Origin of the sequence: Chryseobacterium joostei (assembly GCF_003815775.1) — a bacterium.
GTDB lineage: Bacteria > Bacteroidota > Bacteroidia > Flavobacteriales > Weeksellaceae > Chryseobacterium > Chryseobacterium joostei.
The window spans coordinates 4,176,417-4,195,807 of sequence record NZ_CP033926.1 but is presented as its reverse complement, the minus strand read 5'-3'; the positions used below and the strand labels follow the sequence as shown (position 1 = coordinate 4,195,807).

The following is a 19,391-nucleotide window of genomic DNA, read 5'->3' as shown; positions in this document are numbered from 1 at the left end:
CTAAAGTATATTTTGTTCGGCTAAATATTTTGCATAAATCTCCTTTCCGCTACTGATGGAGTTTACTGCCCATCGGACTTGCATTTCCAAAAGCTTTTGTTCATTAAGCTTATAATCAATATTTGATTTAAGAAGTTTCTGTTTCAGTTCATACATACAAATTCCTGCTGCCACGGAAACATTATAGCTTCTTGTAAAGCCAAACATAGGAATAGCCAGTGTCTCATCAGCAAAATCAATTACTTCTTCAGAAACTCCTGCCTGTTCAGTTCCGAAAACAAGGGCTATAGGTTCTGTAATTTCATATTCAGGAAGCATTACTGCATTTTTTTCGAGGGATACAGCCAAAATTTTATATCCTCTGTCCTTAATATTCTGCAGAGAGGCAATATTCTTAGGCATTTTTTCAACTTCAACCCATGTTTCTGCCCCTTTAGTAACCGTAAGATTGGGATTGAAAACATTCTCTTCCTCCATGGCAACTACCTTATGGAAAGCACAGGCTTCCACTGATCTTATGATAGCCGCTGCATTTCTGAACTGGTATACATCATCCATCACAGGAAGCACAAAATCAGAACTTTCCTTGGAGAAATGTTCAATCTTTGCCAATCGTTCCTCTGTTAAAAACTGTTTTAAATATTCAAAAGTTTGTGCTAAATCTTTCATTCATTTTCAAATCTTTGCAAATTAACGTAATTTTGGAGTATGAAGCCTAATTGGGGCCTAATTCTTAATTAAAAATAGTACATGAAGCGAAAAGTCCTGCTCATCTATACCGGAGGAACCATCGGTATGGAAAAAGATTATGAAACCGGTAGTCTACGTGCCTTTGATTTTGGTAATATCTTTGAAAAGATGCCTGAAATGAAGCTTATGGAATGTGAAGTTTTCGTACATCCCTTTGCAAAACCACTGGACTCTTCGGATATGGGGCCTGAGGAATGGAGAGTAATCGCCAACTATATTCTAAAAAATTATAATGACTATGATGGTTTCCTGATTCTTCACGGAACAGATACAATGTCTTATACTGCTTCGGCACTAAGCTTCATGTTAAAAGGTTTAAGAAAGCCAGTGATCATGACCGGTTCCCAGCTTCCTATTGGTGATCTGAGAACGGATGCCAAGGAAAATCTTCTGACCAGCCTTTACTATGCAAGTCTTTATGAGAATGATGAAGCGGTTATTCAGGAGGTTGCCATTTATTTCGAATATAAATTATTACGTGGTAACAGAACACTGAAGTATTCTGCGGAGTATTTTGATGCCTATTCAAGTCCCAACTATCCTATTTTAGGACAATCCGGGGTTCATTTAAATATTATCAAGGATAATCTCTTCCGTTGTGATCCTGACGTAGAGTTTCACGTGGATGAACATATTTCCGAGGATATTTTATTCTGGAGAATTTTTCCGGGTATGCATTTAAGCCACTTTAGAGAAATTCCTAAAATGAAGGTTCTTATTCTCCAGGTTTTTGGTTCAGGAACGATCTTCAGTAGTTCTAAAACACAGGAAACGCTTCAGGAAATCAGAAATAACGGTACTGAAATCGTGGTGGTAAGTCAATGTATTTCAGGAGGTATCTCTTTCGGAAAATATGAGAACAGTAACATTTTTTCAAGAATAGGAGCCATTAGCGGTAGAGATATGACTGCAGAGACGGCCATTACCAAAGCTATGCACCTGATAGATAACCCTAATTACTCCGGAAGTTTCGCGGATAACTTTACCAAAAGCCTTTGCGGAGAAATTACTGCTGAAAAAATGCACTAAAAATTTGGTATTTAAATAAAATATCCTATTTTTGCAATCTCAAAAAGAGAGGTGTCCGAGTGGTTGAAGGAGCTACCCTGGAAAGGTAGTATACGGGTAACTGTATCGAGGGTTCGAATCCCTTCCTCTCTGCAAAAAAAAGCGCTGATTATCAGCGCTTTTTTTTTATAACATTTGCATATTTTATTTTTCTGATTTGTTTTATTGAGTACAAAATATTGATAATTTAGTCCACTTTTACACAATAGAATTTCCATGAAAATAAGATTTTACTTAGATACCAAAAACTACTTTAAAAAGTGGTGAACATCCGTTAAGGCTTTATATATGTATCTGCAAAAGATAGAAAGTGCTTTTTTACTCAATATTTTTTATTTGCAAAAGATTGGGATTTCAAAAAAGAAATACCCCAAAAAAGCCCCCTCTTACATATTGCTATTTCAGACTTCTCTTAAAAAAGGCAGAAAGATTCTAAATCTTTTAAATTCATATCAAAACAGCGGTATCATATACGTAAGTAGAGAAACTTCGGAAGGTTTCAATGCCATCCCCTTTAGTATGGATAGAGGTTCCTACAAAGCCAAACTTGTCTGAGCCTTTTTTGTAGTTTACAGAGAACCCATACCCTGTTTCTACCATAATGATTTCATCGGTCATTTTCATTCCGTTAGCATTTGTACTGTTGCCCGGCATATAACAGGGTCATAGTAAGTTGTTGTGGACGAACCACCAATTATACGACCAAGTCCCCAGCCCCATAGTTTTTTATCATTGTTCAGTACGTTAACACCGGCTTTAGGAACCGTACTATTATCATGAGCATGTTCATTGGGTGAAATCCATGCGATGTTCACCAATGGTCCCGTACCCTGCCCATACTGATCGGTCATTTTTGCGGCTGTACCCAGGTAGTTTTGTCTGCGGTAGTACCATCTCCCAATTGTCTATTGCTATTCTCACCCATAGAAAAGAGTCTCCCATCGGTAGCCAGTAGATAATAGGGCTGGGATGTTGTTGTTCCCATTGTCATCCTTATCGTTTTTGGGGTAACGCCAGCCGGCACAGTTGCTTCAGTTGCATAGGTTCTGTTGGCAACGGCAGTTCCATCGCCAAGATAAGTTCCTGTATAATTAAAACCATTCGCCGGTGTTATCTCTGTTGGTGCCAATAAACTGGTTCCTAGCGCGCCCCACCTACTCAGTTCGGGTTAGCCCCTTGTCCCCAAACAGTAAATTTACCGTTGTCAGTTTTTGCTATGGTAGAAACTCCTGCGACGAAATTATCATACTCTATGGTATTAGGGTCTACGGCATTTACATAAGTATTCGGGTTACAGCCTGACACGCATTGTGCTTGTGTTATGATATTGCCCAGAAAGAGCAATATTATTAATAACAGTTTTCGTTTTTTCAGAAGCTCTTCCAGTGATTGCTTCGGATGTTTCTTCATCATAAAGATTTTGTTTTTAGTTATCAAAAAGATATATAGTAACCTACAAACATTCCAGAATCAACACAACTATATGATTAAGAAATACTTATAGGTAAATCTTATGCTCAACTCCTTAGGCACCATCAAACTGATTGATAAAGCCAAGTTTATTTTTCTACTTCTATTGGGAAATACAGATCGATGTATAATCAGATGAAAGGAAAGAGGGACGTGTTATAAAAGATATAATTCGTCATAATTTTTATTTGTTTTTGTGTTTTTTGTGTGTTTATAAAAAATAGTTTTATTCCATTCTTTTCTGTTTTAAATAAGAGCCTTTTACTAAGTAAAGTATTACTTAATAAAAAGGCTCTTTATTATCAAAAATTTAATTATGGTTTCCAGAAAGACCATACAGTGCCATTATATACGGCAAGCTGTCTTTTTGTGGTATCATACGCCATCATTCCCGGAGCGGGATTGATGATATTGAGATGCGGACTTGCCACCTTAGGAAGTATCATTGCTTTATTAGTATCTTCTAATACAAGAATTCCCGATGTAGTGTTGGTGCTTCCTGTACTATAGATCGCAACCTTTGCTCCAGGCTGTTCGGTCTTATCTGCTCCCTGAATGCTTAGATCCGAAGTACCGGAGGTATCCACACTAAAATCAAACCAGGCATTGTCTTTCAGATATTTTACCTTATGGTCTGTGGTATCATAGATCATCGTTCCGTTTTCAGTAATCCCTGATTTGTTGATATTATACGGAAGAACAAGTCCTCTGTTTTCTGTATTGGAAAACTCTAAGGAAACCGAATTGTTGGTAACGGCAGATTTCCCTACCGCCAACTGAGCCTGCACCTGAAAAGCTGACAGAGAAACAGCTAATAATGCTATTGTTTTTTTCATTGCTTTTGTTTTAAAATGGTTAAAAAGAGGCTGAGAATTGATGCTCTCAACCTCTTGTTTACTTTTATTAATCCGGACAAGTTGGTGTTGTTATACAATACCATCCGAAAGTAACTCCGTTATCCTGAGAAGTATACATCTTCATACATTTGTTGGTCGTGTCATACACCATCATCCCTTCTACGAAGTTAGCAGGTGCAATCCCCACAGGATTGGCTCCTGAGAACGCTACCCTGTTTGGTACAAAGCCTTTGGTTTTGGATTCCAAAGCAAGCCAGCCGCCTTTTCTTACCATTGGCCAGTTATCAGAATTTAATCCCGCTCGGCTAAGAGCAGTGATTCCTACCTTGGTATCTAATGCGGTACCCGCTGTAATGCCCGGTTTGTAGCAGAAACCTGAAGTATCTGCACCACATATAGAAACAGTACCGGTACTGTAAGTGTAAGTAGTAGCATTACTATTAGCACTGCTTCCATCACCCATACTACCATTGGTTCTGTGACCTACATACCCAAATTTGTTCTCGCCTTTTTTGACGTTTATTGAAGTATGACCGCCTGTTTCTACAGCAATGATCTCATCGGTCAATTTCATTCCGTTAACTGCGGCACTGTTCCCCGGCATATACATTGGATCATAATTGCCGTTATATGCTGCACCCCCAATCATATATTCATCATTACTACCCCAAGCCCATTGCTTTTTATCATTGGTCAAAACATTAATAGATCCTGTGCTATTAGAAAAAGGATAATTAGAATGCTCATTAGGAGAGATCCATGCAATATTTTCCAGCACACCTACCCCCTGTCCAGACTGATTGGTCATTTTTTGCGGTTGTACCCAAGAAGTTCTTGTTGTTGTGGTACCATCGCCAAGCTGACGGTCTGAGTTGTCTCCCATTGCATATAGCTTGCCATTGGTCGCTAATAGATAATAACTTTGGGCAGCTATAGCTTCGGTCATCCCTATCATTTTAGGAGTTATTCCTGGTGCAGATACTTGAGTGGCATAAGTTCTGTTGGCAGCGGCTCCGCTGTTGATATAGGTACCCGTGCCCCAGGTATAGAGACTACCATCTGAAGTTAAAGCAAACAAAGCATTGGCAGTACCTCGCATAGCAACCACATTGTCAAGGGTTGGATTGCCTGCTGCTGCTGTTTTTACACGGTGCCAAATCACATTATTGGTAGCATCCTGTGCTGTTCCGTCTCCATTTTTGTTACCTGTTGTAGACAATACCCAAGCCTCGCCACTACAGGTGACAATAGCTAATGTTCCGTAAGATCCGAACATCGCCTTGACTTGTTGAGGTATTACACCGGCTGGTAAACCATCAGCTTTGCCATTTACCGTGATTTTGCCAAAGGCACTGGTGTTTTTAATAGAAGAGCTTATCAACATATTGGCAAATCCCCAAACATACAATCCATCTGTAGTGAGCAATGCATATTGATGATTAATAGTAGCACCACCAAAACCGCTTCCAACAGTTGCTCTTAAAGGAGTCCCTATATAGCTAAAGCCATTAGCAGAAGTTATTGCTGTAGGAGAAAGCAAATCTCCAGTTCCATTAGGAGAAGTTTCCTGTCCCCAAGCTTTAAAAGTTCCGTTAGCTTCTTTTACTATTGTAGAGTGGTAACCAGATACCATATTATCATACTCTATGGTATTAGGGTCTACGGCATTTACAAAGGTATTTGGGTTACAATTACCTGTAGAACAACATACGACTCCTGTTACTATAGCTGCAGAGCCTGCTACTCTTTGCTTACCGGATGCTACGGTATAAAATGCATAGTAAGTACCTGGTGCTACCGCAGTAATATTGGTGATTACAGGGCTGCTGGCATCATTGGTAGCGTGCCATTCTACCTCACTTGGGGTAGCGGCTAAGTTGGCATTATTAAGGTTGGCTGTAGTGCCATTGCAGACCTGTAGGTCTTGTACAGCAGGACCAATCTCTGCACCACATGTCATCAAAACGGCAGTATCATAAGCATAAACAGGAACAACTTGAATTGTATTAGAACCATCTCCTTTATTGTAGACAGATAATCCTACAAAGCCAAACTTGTCTGAGTTCTTTTTGTAGTTTAAAGCGTAGTCTCCCCCAGTTTCTACCATAATGATCTCATCGGTCACTTTCATTCCGTTGGCATTAGTGCTGTTGCCCGGCATATAAACAGGGTCATAGTAGGTTGTGAATGAGGTCCCCCCAATTAAACGACCAAGTCCCCAACCCCATAGTTTTTTATCATTGGTCAGTACGTTAATACCAGCTTTAGTATTTGTATCATTATCAGCAGTATGTTCATTGGGTGAAATCCATGCGATGTTCACCAATGGTCCCGTACCCTGCCCATACTGATCGGTCATTTTTTGCGGCTGTGCCCAGGTAGTTTTGTCTGCGGTAGTACCATCTCCCAATTGTCTACTGCTATTCTCACCCATAGAAAAGAGTCTTCCATCGGTAGCCAGTAGATAATAGGGCTGGGATGTTGCTGTTCCCATTGTCATCCCTATCGTTTTTGGGGTAACGCCAGCCGGTACAACCACTTCTGTCGCATAGGTTCTGTTGGCAGCAGCAGTTCCATCTCCCAGATAAGTTCCTGTACCCCATGTATATAACTTACCATCAGAAGTTAAGGCAAACAACGCCAAAGCATTACCACGCATAGCCACTACACCGTTAAGATCTGTTGTAGCCGATGTTTTTACACGGTGCCAAATCACATTGTTTGCGGCATTCTGTACGGTGCCATCTCCATTTTTAGATCCTCCGAAAGATAATACCCAAGCATCACCACTGCAGGTTACAATACCCAAAGTCTGGTGAGAGCCAAACATCATTTTCACATCATTAGGTGTTACACCTGCTGGTAGGCCATCTGCTTTGCCATTTACCGTGATCTTGCCAAAAGCAGCGGTATTTTTAATGGACGAGCTCACTAATCTATTAGGAGAACCCCAAAGATACAGCCCATTAGTGGTTAATAAAGCACTTTGAGCATAATAGTAAATAAATCCCGGAGTAGAATAATCTACAAAACTTCCTGTTGTTGCTTTTAAAGGTGTCCCGGTATAGCTATATCCATTCGCAGGCGTTATCGCTGTCGGTGCTAAGAGACTGCCCCCGGCCGGGCTAGCCCCCTGTCCCCAGATTGTAAATGTACCGTTGTCAGTTTTTGCCAGGGTAGTAACAGCTGAGACGACATTGTCATACTCTATGGTATTGGGGTCAGAGCTGTTTACAAAGGTGTTCGGGTTACATCCGTTTACACAACGGCTGATTGTAATGGTCAATATATTAGAATAAGTATTAGGACAGCCGGATCCACCACTCCATATTGCCTGGTACATCTGCCCATTGGCAGCATTGGTATATGTATACGGATTGGCAGTACTTCCTAAAGATGTCCATGTACTTCCCGAATCGGTGCTGGTCTGCCATCCCACAAGCGTGTAGCCTGTCGGTATAGTAGATTGTATTTGTCCTGTATTGGTAGAAGAAGTTGGCATAGGATTAAGTAATGTAAGCGTAGGCGGTACAGCCGAGCTGATATAGGAAGAAGAACTACTCCCGTTAATCACCTGGTCTGCAGCCCATGCCCAAAGGTTGAGCCAGACTTTATCTGTATTAGAATTGATACCGCAACCACTGGAAACGCCGCCTGTAGTACTAATAATGGAGAAGAAATCACCATCTCCTAAGAGTACATCATTGTAATTATTGATGACAATAGTAGAGTTTCCTACAGCATTCTTTGCCACACTCCAAACCCCGCAAGGAGCCGTGAAATATCCCTGAGCAGATCCCCCCTGGCTAATACCGGCCGATGTTGGTGTCCCAAAGATACCGCTAAAGAGCTTTGTCGTTGTGGAGTCTATTCCACCGGCATCGACAGTGGTAGGGTCGGTATTCCCATTGATGATACTGAGTCCCATTGAGTTGGTGAAGTATTGATTCATTTGTTGCTCAGCACTAATAATAACGTGGTGAGGGTCTCTGCTCCATACTTTCAGCGCATCTATCTCGGCAGGGGTATAATAATTGGTAGCAAAACCTTCAACCAGAGCAGCCATAAATACAACATCATAATTGGCTAAAAGAGCAGCATTGATACTGCCTAATGTACCTGCAGCGGTAGTTACCGTAATGGGATGCGTCACAGTGCCCGATATGCCAAACAAATTTGTACAAGCCAGCTTTGCTTTGGCATTGGTCATGTAAGATCCTCCGAGATTATAGCTTTGCACTGCTCCGGCACCTCTCGATGCGGTGAGTTGTACGTCCAAGACTCTTATTGTCTGGGCACCGAGGCTTCCAAAAAACAATAAGAATACCGGCAAAAATGCTACATTTATATTGTAGTTCTTTACCTTGCTAATTATCCCGTTTCTCAGAAAGAGCAACAGGACAAAAAAGAGACTTTTTGTCTGTTTAAATGTTAGTTTTGTTTTCGTTTTTTTCATCATACATTTGTTTTTAATTTTTGAAATATCATATCGTGCTTAGTGTTTTGCCCCCGGTATTTGTACAGGCAGCAGGACTCAATCATCATGGCGTGCCCCGGAGGATCAGCCCTGTGAGACACGATTACTTTTCTTTTCATCATTTTTGAAATTACATTTGTGTTCTACTTAATTGTTCTATATTGTTTGTTATTTTAATTTTTCAAGGATTTGAAATCTTTTAAAGATTATTGTTTTAACCACCTCGTCCTTCGTACCCCATTTCATTGGATCGGAATTGGGTGGCTATTTTTAATACCTTACCATCAACACTCCGGTTGATGTTCTGTACAATCCACCCACAGGCAAACCCGCACTGGTGGCTGCGGCGTTATCTGCATATTCATTACACCCCTCTATAATTGCCGGTGTAAGATCGGATGCTGCTTTTACGACGTGTAGTCTGGCTTGAGGTAATGAGGTGTTGATACCAATGTTTCCTGTTGGTGTAATGCGCATTCTTTCTGTTCCGGGCACATTGCTTCCTGGTGAAGTCAAAAATCTAACATGAGCAGGTTGTGTAGTATAACTACTGCCTATATCTAATCCTCTATTTCCCGTTCCCCGAGCAATAATCTGTCCGACACCATTATTATCTGCAAAAACATCCACTATAGAATTCCCTCCAGTAACAGTCAAATTACCTCTTCCGGTACCGTTTGCAGAAATACTAGCCATAGTTCCTGAATTACTTATCATCACAGTATTTCCATTGCCTGTAAACGACAGAGAATTGCTATTGGTGGTTACGGTTCTGTTTGTTGTAAGGGTGCCGTTTGCATTGTAAATATTTATAGGAGTTGCCGGCAAACCTGCGACAGTTCCTAAAACTCCATTGGCATCAGCAACGACAGTTCTGGTTGCGGTAAAGGTTTGGTTTTGTGTGGCAGAAGCGGCTCCATTACTTTGTGTATAAATAGCATTAGTAGTACCATCTGTTGGGAGATTTCTCAATCTTGTGATGCCGTTGTTGTCTAATTTTTCGGTTGGTGCGATAGTATTGATACCCACGTTTCCTTCGCCTGTAACACGCATTTTTTCTGTCGCCAAAGCACCTCCTCCTGCGCTTGTGCTTATTGTCAACGGAGCCGATGCTGTAGAACCATTTGTTCCTATATCCAGAACAGTAGAGTTGAAAGCAGCCTGAATTTGAGCCGGACCATTTCTAAACTGTTGCAGGTATAAATTAGAGCTGCTCCCGCCTGTAATAACTATTGCTCCCTCTCCTCCTGAACTTTGAAGATTTTCCTGATATAAAACACCATCCGTCCTCCAAGAAGTTCTTTGATTCGTTCCTATGAAATTTAGTTCTTTACCATTAAGGGTCAAATTACGAGAACTTCCTGATCCCGTTAAAGAACCATTAGCATTGTAGATATTTACAGGAGCTGCTGCACCGTTGCTAACGTTCTGCCATACAGCACCGTCAAAATAGAAATAACCAATACTGGTTACATTTACGGTTTGTCCTGCGGGTGCCGTGTCTGCGGTGGTTACATATACCAGGGTTCCTGTCTGGTCTGTGGTATAGGTTTTGGCTCTCAACTGGTCGCCAGTAAGCCGTGGTGCAATGATACCGTCTAACGAACTGGTATCTGTTGCTTTTCCTACAACATCCAATGTAGCTTTTGGTATGTCCGTATTGATACCCACCTGCGAGAATGCAATACCAGACATTAATAATGTTGCTAAAATGATAATATTTTTTTTCATTTTGTTTATGTGTTAAATTTTGTTTGCTATTGATTTTCTATATTCAACAGGCTTGATACAGACTGAAGGAACCATCTCATCTTTTCTTTATGTTGAGATCCTTCGACTTCGTTCATTGACCTTCAGACAATACTCAAGATGATAATGCATTCCTTTTTAGAAGTTCCTTTGTCATGTTGAGCAGAACGCAGCGGTGTCGAAACATCTCTTTTAGCGAACTCGTTTCTCGGGATGGATATTGTAACCTGTTGGGTTTGTTAAATGATTAATCAGTACAAATCTATATAGTGATACAATGCTAAGCCGTAGAAGCATCACTTTCTTTCAGGGTGTACATCTTCATACATTTGTTGGGGTATCGTATACCATATACCATCATCCTTTCTACAAAGTTGGCAGGTGCAATTCCCACGGGATTAGCCCTTAGAATGCTACTCTGTTCGGTACAAAACCTTTGGTTTTGTACTCCAAAGCAAGCTGCCTTTTCTGGTCATAGAATGGCAGTTTTCGGTTTTTTCAGAAGCTCTTCCAGTGAATGCTTCAGTTTTTTCTTCATCATAAAGTTTTTGTTTTTAATTATTAAAAGATAGATTGTAACCTATAAACATTTCAAACCAGGGTAAATTTTCTGATTCTGAAATGTTTATAGATAAATTTTAGGTTTAAGTCTTCAGGCATCATCAAACTGATTGATAAAGCCAGGTGTATTTTTCTACTTCTACTGGGAAATACTGATCGATATATAATCAGATGAAAGAAAAGAGGGGTGTGTTATAAAAGATATAATTCGTCATAATTTTTATTTGTTTTTGTGTTTTTTGTGTGTTTTGTGTTTTATAAGAGTAGTTCGTGAGAAAAAATTCTCCGGCAGCTTTGCATTCAGGATAAAAATTTGGATGAACATTTTGCATGCTCAGACTGCCGAAGATATCTTCTCATTAAATAATTATTTATATGTTCTTATGTTCTTATGGTTTCCAGAAAGACCATACAGTGCCATTATATACGGCAAGCTGTCTTTTTGTGGTATCGTACGCCATCATTCCCGGAGCGGGATTGATGATATTGAGATGCGGACTTGCCACCTTAGGAAGTATCATTGCTTTATTAGTATCTTCTAATACAAGAATTCCCGATGTAGTGTTGGTGCTTCCTGTACTATAGATCGCAACCTTTGCTCCAGGCTGTTCGGTCTTATCTGCTCCCTGAATGCTTAGATCCGAAGTACCGGAGGTATCCACACTAAAATCAAACCAGGCATTGTCTTTCAGATATTTTACCTTATGGTCTGTGGTATCATAGATCATCGTTCCGTTTTCAGTAATCCCTGATTTGTTGATATTATACGGAAGAACAAGTCCTCTGTTTTCTGTATTGGAAAACTCTAAGGAAACCGAATTGTTGGTAACGGCAGATTTCCCTACCGCCAACTGAGCCTGCACCTGAAAAGCTGACAGAGAAACAGCTAATAATGCTATTGTTTTTTTCATTGCTTTTGTTTTAAAATGGTTAAAAAGAGGCTGAGAATTGATGCTCTCAACCTCTTGTTTACTTTTATTAATCCGGACAAGTTGGTGTTGTTATACAATACCATCCGAAAGTAACTCCGTTATCCTGAGAAGTATACATCTTCATACATTTGTTGGTCGTGTCATACACCATCATCCCTTCTACGAAGTTAGCAGGTGCAATCCCCACAGGATTGGCTCCTGAGAACGCTACCCTGTTTGGTACAAAGCCTTTGGTTTTGGATTCCAAAGCAAGCCAGCCGCCTTTTCTTACCATTGGCCAGTTATCAGAATTTAATCCCGCTCGGCTAAGAGCAGTGATCCCTACCTTGGTATCTAATGCGGTACCCGCTGTAATACCCGGTTTGTAGCAATATGGCAAAATACAGTTTGAAACAGAAGCATTTTGAGAGCTTCCTATTGCCTGACCTGTTCCTGCAATAGTAGGTACCCCCATTGTTGTAGAGGTATTGCCTACTGTATTACCCAGATTTTGAATAACAGGACCTGCTGTTCCGGTATACCCCGCTCCGGTATTACCTCCCGGCATAGAAGAGTTCACAAGATTAGTCGTAGTAAAGCCTCCTGCACCCTCTATAGCATCAGGACAGCCGTCTCCGTCAGAATCCAGGTCATGATAATCCGGAATACCATCTCCGTCCGTATCTTTATTACTACAAGCCGATTGCTGAGCCACAAAAGCAAAGATATTGGCAAAAAGTTTGTCATTAGTTGAAGTAATAGCATTACCCGCTGTAACCCCACCTTTTGTAGTCAAAATATTAACTCCAGAGATCATTAAATCATTGTAAGTTCCGTCAATATACATTTCAGGTCTAGCAGCATTACCACCATATACAGCTAATGCCCCTGTATTGCAAGCAGTTGCTGGATTAATAAAAAACCATTGTTTGCTCGCATCTTGATTATATGAAGTAATATTGCCAAAAGGACCATTAAAAATGGACGTTTGGCTTCCATATGATGTAGGAGTATGTGTGTTTGACAGCGATGTGACTGCTATGGCTCGTCCCCATTGTTCAGCTTGTAATTGTGTAGCAACAACCAAATTGTTCAACGAATCATCTGACCAATCTTTAATTGCATCAAACTCAGATGCTGACAGATAAGAAGACGAAACTTCATCTTCAATACCTCCAAGAAATATCGCATTCAGATTTAACGAGTTGATAATAGCTTTAGTAATTGGTGCAGTTCCCATATTTACCAAAACAATAGTTGCTTTCACAGTTCCGGCAGGGCCGAAGTTAGCAGGATTAGTTAACTTTAATGCTCCGGAATTATTCATATACTGTCCATCAAAAGTATATCCATTATCAGAAGAAAGATCTCTTGAATTTGGGATATATCCTATTCTAATGGTTTGCCCTGTAAGTGCACAACTTTTTTCATTTACATCAAGAATCCCATCATTATCATTATCAAGATCACACGCATCTGTCACTCCATCTCCGTCTGTATCAAACCAATACGCGGCAAATGTAATATATTTTCCATCTGCGATATTTTGGTTATAGATATACTTTCCGCTACTATTAGACACAGGGTTTATTACTTGTACATTGGTTGTAAAATTAGCATCATCTGATACTAACATTACTACCTTACCTACTATGTCTGATATTGCAAGATTATAAGCAGCAAGATCTGCTTCAAAGAATAAAGAACCTGCATCGGCATCTTTCTCCTGCGCCATCCAAGCTCTCTGAATTCTCTTATAGGTATTTGTACCTACTGTAACATCCACAGTTGTAGTAGTCACATTGTTGTTATCTCCCAATAGGAAATACGTTTTATCAGTCGCAAAACTTGTACGTGAAGCATCAAGATTTGGTAAAACAAAATCATTAGTGGTAGCCACGGTAAGTATCGTTCCTGCATTGACAGATTTAGAAACTTTCTGCTCAAAAAGACCAATGTCTTCTCTTGCCACACCAAAGATGTTGTTGTTGTAGGTAGTATTGCTTCCTCCGTTCCATACCAATGTTCCGTTCGCATCCAGATAATGATCTGTATTTACACGCCCCATCGTGATACCGTATTTAATAGCTAAATAAGAATCTACTCTTCTGCGTTCGGTTGCTGTAATATTACCGGCTCCGTAGATGATGGTTTCTCCAAGATGCCCTATAAATCCACGGTTATCGCTGGTAGTACTTAACGAAAATCGGGAATCACCAAACAAATGTCCACCATTAAGGTTTCGTACTCCTGTACCTGCATGGTTTGTCGTTGCAAAGTTCGCTGCACCGTTAAGAGCCTTTGTGGTTGTAAGCGCCGTAAACGTGTGGTACATAATACTAGGAATCGTAGTAGAAAAAGTTCCGGCAGGAAGTGATAAGCCGGTATCTGTGTTTCCTCCGGTATTGGAAAGTCTTTCTATGTAATTATCCATCTGAATACCCAAACCATCCCATCTGCGTAAACCTCCATCCAGAAAAGCATTGTCTACTGCCGATCTGAAGATACTTGAGAAAGATCCCCCACTCGCCATTCCTTCCTTAGTAAATGTAAATACATCATAAGAATCAGCAGAAAAGGTTCTTACAGTATAGTTACCAAGTGATTGTGTTCCTGCTGTGAAATTAATACCAGGGTTAAAGTTGAAATAAGTAGAAGTACCGGTTACATACTTCGGTAAAGGATTGGTTCCCAGCTGTGCAACGGTAGTTCCGTTCCATACGTCTTTCCAGGTAGTTACATCTGTTGCTGCGCCTGTGTTTGCAGCATCTACGTCAGCTCTGTACCAATAAGAAAGACCGTTGGTAACCCCTCCTGGTGCATATCCTAAGCCTGCAAAGGTGAAGAATTGCCCGTCCGCTAAAGTTACGTTAGCTGTGTTGTACACCACACCATTTACGGTAACTTCTGTAGTCATTGGTGTGAAAGTGTTGCCACTTGCAAATGTAGCGTTTGCAGACTGTACCAGATACAGGTTTTTCACTCCTTTTGGCCATGCTACCGTTACGTTTCCTACAGTTCCCGTATTTTGAGCTTTCCAGACAGATTCGAAACGGAAGTTGGTTGCTCCGTTAGAACCCGCTGTATAAGCTAATGGTATAGCAAGGCTTTGCTTCAGACCATTATCTCCTACCAGAAGGAATTGCCCGTCTGTTAGCGTATTGGTATTCGCTGCATTGGTATTGGCTAAAGAATTTCCTGCACCGATAATCAATTTTTGTCCTGAATTGATGCTATTGGACTGCATTTGGTTCAGGTCAGATAATTTATCATTTGCAATACCAAAGATATTGTTGTTATACCCTGTATTGTTTCCGGATGTCCATACAGGAATAGAGTTACTGCTAAGATAGTTTGGAGTATTAGCAATATCCAGGGTAATTCCTCCTTTTATTGCTAAATAAGAGTCTACCCTGTTGATTTCATTTACCGTAAGTGCTTTATCGAATACGATGGTTTCGGACATGGTCATTCCAACACCATTGTCATCACCACCATCATTTACATTTCTTCCCATTACAATTCCTCCATCTGGCCATGTGGTAAGAGTAGGAGTCATCGTCATCGTAGAAATAACTGCCGCACCGTTCAGAGCTCTCTGGAATTGGTTGTTGGTAAAGCTGTTTCTTACAATCGATGTATTGCTTAACTGCGCGTACTGAGCCACAACAGGTGCAACAGGTGCATTAATATGGGAACCTCCTGCATTGTCCCTCATGTTAATATAAACGGCTTCAATCGCCGGACTGTCATACTTATTTCCTCCAGTAAGTCCCGAATAATTTAACCCTACAACTCTGTCATAGCCCGAGCCTGTAACCGGTGTAGTGCTTGTGTATATTGAATAATTGGTACTGGAAACAGCATTCAGTACAGATGAATTTCCTAGAGCATTTGCCGGCACGAATGTAATCCCCGGATTAAAGTTCAGGTTAAGCCCTGTTCCATTCACTGAGGTTGGCGCTGAAGTAGTGCTTGATAATGCAGATACAACAGGTACCTGACCCACAGAATAATCTGTCCAGGTTGTTACTGCACCAGCTACCGGAGTTACTCCTTTATCGGCTCTGTACCAAAGTGAAGAAAGCACTCCTCCCGGAGCATGCTGGTATCCTGCAAAGGTGAAGAACTGCCCGTTTGCTAAGGTTACATTGGCTGTATTGTACACAACACCATTTACGGTAACTTCCGTAGTCATTGGTGTATAAGTATTACCACCTGCAAAAGTTTGATCCGAAGACTGTACCAGATACAGGTTTTTAATTCCTTTAGGCCATGCCACAGTTACATTTCCTACAGTTCCTGTATTCTGTACTTTCCATACAGATTCGAAACGGAAATTGGTTGCTCCGTTAGAACCCGCTGTATAAGATAATGGTGTATATAGTCCTTGCTTCAAACCATTATCACCTACAATAAGGAATTGCCCGTCTGTTAGCGTATTGGTATTTGCAGCATTGGTGTTTGCCAAAGAATTTCCTGCACCGATAATCAATTTCTGATTCGGGTTTTCGCTTCGGGATTGTTTCTGATACAGAGCAGAAATATTATCTCTTGCAATACCTAAAATATTATTCTGATAGGTAGCAGAAGTATTCCATACCACAGTGCTGCCAGAGTTTACATAATCCCCAATCAATGTTGATCCCCATTTAACGGATAAATAAGAATCTACACGGGCTTTTTCTGAAGCAGAAAGAGGGTTTTCAAACACAATTGTTTCATTCAGCTGACCATCGTGGCTTCCCCAATCGGTGTCACGACCGATTCTGAAGATACGAAGCGTATTACCAGTGTTAATATTTGAGGATGTATTGTTGTAAATATTTTCATTACCATCAAGCCATACTTTAGTCAATGCGTTAGTAGTCGGAGTTCCACCCCCATTTAACCAAGAAGAACCAGCCACGAAAGGCTTTTGGGAAGCAAACAAATTGGTAGATAATGTGTTGTAAGTACCTCCACTAAAAAACAATAACTTATCTGTGGTTGCATTGTTGGAAATATGCAGTCCAGGATAATTCATACTGGCATCAAAACCAGCTAATCCTGCTGCACCAAGGGTATTCATTTTACCAGAGGTATAAATACTTCCCTGTGTACGGTTTATAATTTCATTTCCGCTTCCCGGATCTGCCGCCATAAAACCACCTTGTCCTGTTCCGTGTCCTGCAGATATAAAGGTTACGGTAGGATTGAAGTTAGCCAGTGTGCTCTGATTAGAGAAGGTCGGTTTTTGTGCCGCTGCTGCCTGAGTTAAAGGGAAAGGTTTATTATTAAATTCATCCCATTGTTGAACGGTAGTATTGTCAGCAGCTGAAGTTGTTCCAGCATCTGAGTAAACCGCTGCATCGGCACGATACCAAGCTGCTGAAAGCACTCCTCCCGGGGCATACATATATCCTGCAAAAGTAAAATACTGTCCGTTTCCTAATGTAACAGTAGCAGTGTTGTACACCACACCGTTTACGGTAACTTCCGTTGCCATTGGGGTAAAGGTATCTGTTCCGTCAAAAGCCGCATCGGTAGACTGTACAAGATACAAGTTGTTCACCCCTTTAGGCCATGCAACGGTTACTGTTCCTACAGTTCCCGTATTTTGAGCTTTCCAAATTGATTCAAAACGGTAATTAACATCTCCGTTAGCACCACCGGTATAAGCCAAAGGTGTTGTAAGAGTTTGCTTCAAACCATTATCACCCACAATAAGGAATTGTCCGTCTGTTAGTGTATTGGTATTTGCAGCATTGGTGTTTGCCAAAGAATTTCCTGCACCAATAATCAATTTCTGGTTCGGGTTCTCGCTTCGTGATTGCCTCTGGTATAAAGCACTATTGTTATCTCTTCCGATACCTAGAATATTGTTTTGGTAAGCCGCATCGTAATTCCAAACTGTAGTGCCGGTAGAATTCACATAGCTGCTCAGCAAGGTAGTTCCCCATTTAACAGATAAATAAGAATCTACACGGGCTTTTTCTGAAGCGGATAGAGGATTTGCAAATATAATCGTCTCATTGAGCTGCCCGTTAAGACTGCCCCAGTTGCTATCACCACCTATTCTGAAGATACGAGTAAGATTACCTACATTAACATTTCCGTCCGTATTGTTGTAAATATTTTCGTTACCGTCCAGCCATACTTTAGCCAATACGTTGGAACCTGGAGTTCCACCACCATTCAGCCATGAAGAACCTGCAACGAAAGCTTTTGTGGCCGTAAACGAATTGGTAGAATTAGTAGTATAGCCACTTCCTGCCGTATAAAACAACAGTTTGTCATTCGGGGAAGCCTGAGAGGTGTGCAATCCGGGATAATCCATAGTGGCATCAAATCCTGCCAGTCCTGCAGCACCAATTGCATTCATTTTACCGGTAATATAGATACTTCCCTGAGCACGGTTTATAATAGCATTTCCGCTCCCGGGGTCTGCTGTCATAAAGTCAGCATTAAAGGATACAGTCGGATTAAAGTTAGCCAGCGTACTCTGGTTAGAGAAGATTGGTCTTTGCCCGGCGGTTACCTGGGCAAGATTGTACCCTGTTCCCATCTGGTCATTCCACTGCTGAACAGTGGCATTATCTACTGCGGCAGTTGTACCTGCGTTGGAATACACACCAGCGTCTGCTTTGTACCAGGCTGCCGGAATGACTCCTCCCGGCGATTGTCCAAATAGTAGTAATGGCGATGATACCGCTATTAAGAAAGTTAATATTTTTCTCATTGTTTAATTATTTAATTATTATTTTTTGTATTTCCGTGCTTCTTATTTGGGAACAAAAAAGCTGCGAAGTAACAGAGGGACGATAACTAATAAATTTTTTGTTTATATTAATTATGTCCTTTTTCTTTAAAATAATTGAATGGAAAAATAAGGTGGCGGTCGCTGAAAATTTTTACCGATAATTGATATAAAAAAAGTGTTTTCTTTGAAAAAACACACCAAGTATATGGTTACGAAAAGTATTAAGTTTAAAACGAAAAGTTTATTGACTGAAAATAATTTGAGCTGCTGAGTAGTTGTCACCACTGCTTTACCCAGCCCAACATCAAAATGGGTAAATTCTTTATCCTGGGGATTGGTGAAATAGAATTGATGAACCGAAGGTGATTTTTGTACAGACTTCTTTATAATTCTTTTATCTTTTGTACTACTTTTTACCTTCTCTTTTTTATTTTTTTTCGAGATTTCTTTTTTAGTATCGATTTTAACGATAACAATTGGTGTAGTAGTTAAATTATCTAAATTGATAAATTGGGCATCATCTGTTACGTAGATTTTGACCGTATTATCCTCCTGAATATCATTAACAAGCCTGAGAGAATCTGCCTCAATAATTTTTTCAGTTGCAATATTATCAGGGATGGTTGCGTTTAAAGGTTCACACCAAGAAATGACTGAAATAAAAAAAAGAAAGAATCTCCCCTTTGTAGCAAGGGAAGATCTTTCTTTGAATTTCTCACTCATTCGTGTTTTCATTTTATCATGTGTGTTATTAGAATCGTTTGAGCCCAATAGGTTTTACAATATTATGCTAACAAAGCACAAAA

At 40.4% G+C, this 19,391-nt stretch carries 12 protein-coding genes and 1 tRNA gene; 2 read left to right on the top strand and 11 right to left on the bottom strand.

The window, feature by feature from the left end; genetic code table 11:
• Nucleotides 1-669, bottom strand: a complete 669-nt coding sequence (locus EG359_RS19130; RefSeq protein WP_076356466.1) for a TrmH family RNA methyltransferase — start codon at nt 667-669, stop codon at nt 1-3.
• An 81-nt stretch (nt 670-750) separates the two neighbouring features.
• On the opposite strand from EG359_RS19130, the gene EG359_RS19125 reads away from it, so the two are divergent.
• Both EG359_RS19125 and EG359_RS19120 read left to right on the top strand, forming a co-directional pair.
• Nucleotides 751-1,779, top strand: coding sequence for an asparaginase (locus tag EG359_RS19125; protein ID WP_076356464.1), 1,029 nt, complete (start codon nt 751-753; stop codon nt 1,777-1,779).
• Between the two features lie 45 nt (nt 1,780-1,824).
• Nucleotides 1,825-1,911, top strand: a tRNA-Ser gene (locus EG359_RS19120).
• A 354-nt stretch (nt 1,912-2,265) separates the two neighbouring features.
• Here EG359_RS19120 and EG359_RS22575 read toward each other — a convergent pair.
• The 10 genes from EG359_RS22575 to EG359_RS19075 all read right to left on the bottom strand — a co-directional run bounded on the left by EG359_RS22575 (nt 2,266) and on the right by EG359_RS19075 (nt 19,308).
• Nucleotides 2,266-2,442, bottom strand: a complete 177-nt coding sequence (locus tag EG359_RS22575) for a hypothetical protein (protein WP_164463084.1) — start codon at nt 2,440-2,442, stop codon at nt 2,266-2,268.
• Nucleotides 2,439-2,669 carry a hypothetical protein gene (locus tag EG359_RS19115; RefSeq protein ID WP_076356462.1) on the bottom strand — a complete coding sequence of 77 codons (231 nt, stop codon included), beginning with the start codon at nt 2,667-2,669 and terminating at the stop codon, nt 2,439-2,441. Before EG359_RS19115 ends, EG359_RS22575 begins: the two co-directional genes overlap by 4 nt.
• Nucleotides 2,666-2,947: an RCC1 domain-containing protein gene (locus EG359_RS19110; protein WP_076356460.1), complete on the bottom strand. Its 282-nt coding sequence runs from the start codon at nt 2,945-2,947 to the stop codon at nt 2,666-2,668. Before EG359_RS19110 ends, EG359_RS19115 begins: the two co-directional genes overlap by 4 nt.
• 29 nt (nt 2,948-2,976) lie before the next feature.
• Nucleotides 2,977-3,231, bottom strand: coding sequence for a hypothetical protein (locus EG359_RS19105; protein ID WP_076356458.1), 255 nt, complete (start codon nt 3,229-3,231; stop codon nt 2,977-2,979).
• A 371-nt stretch (nt 3,232-3,602) separates the two neighbouring features.
• Nucleotides 3,603-4,124 carry a hypothetical protein gene (locus EG359_RS19100; protein WP_076356452.1) on the bottom strand — a complete coding sequence of 174 codons (522 nt, stop codon included), beginning with the start codon at nt 4,122-4,124 and terminating at the stop codon, nt 3,603-3,605.
• 67 nt (nt 4,125-4,191) lie between these two features.
• A complete protein-coding gene (locus tag EG359_RS19095; RefSeq protein WP_076356456.1) occupies nt 4,192-8,604 on the bottom strand; it encodes an RCC1 domain-containing protein in 4,413 nt (1,470 codons plus the stop codon).
• 288 nt (nt 8,605-8,892) lie between these two features.
• The gene (locus EG359_RS19090) at nt 8,893-10,353 is read right to left on the bottom strand and encodes an autotransporter outer membrane beta-barrel domain-containing protein (protein WP_076356454.1); all 1,461 of its coding nucleotides are present in this window, start codon (nt 10,351-10,353) and stop codon (nt 8,893-8,895) included.
• Between the two features lie 968 nt (nt 10,354-11,321).
• Nucleotides 11,322-11,843 (bottom strand): hypothetical protein, encoded by a 522-nt coding sequence (locus tag EG359_RS19085; protein ID WP_076356452.1) that lies wholly within the window; start codon nt 11,841-11,843, stop codon nt 11,322-11,324.
• 67 nt (nt 11,844-11,910) lie between these two features.
• Nucleotides 11,911-18,564, bottom strand: coding sequence for a thrombospondin type 3 repeat-containing protein (locus EG359_RS19080; RefSeq protein ID WP_076356450.1), 6,654 nt, complete (start codon nt 18,562-18,564; stop codon nt 11,911-11,913).
• Between the two features lie 126 nt (nt 18,565-18,690).
• Nucleotides 18,691-19,308: a hypothetical protein gene (locus EG359_RS19075; protein ID WP_123867446.1), complete on the bottom strand. Its 618-nt coding sequence runs from the start codon at nt 19,306-19,308 to the stop codon at nt 18,691-18,693.
• Nucleotides 19,309-19,391 lie beyond the last annotated feature (83 nt).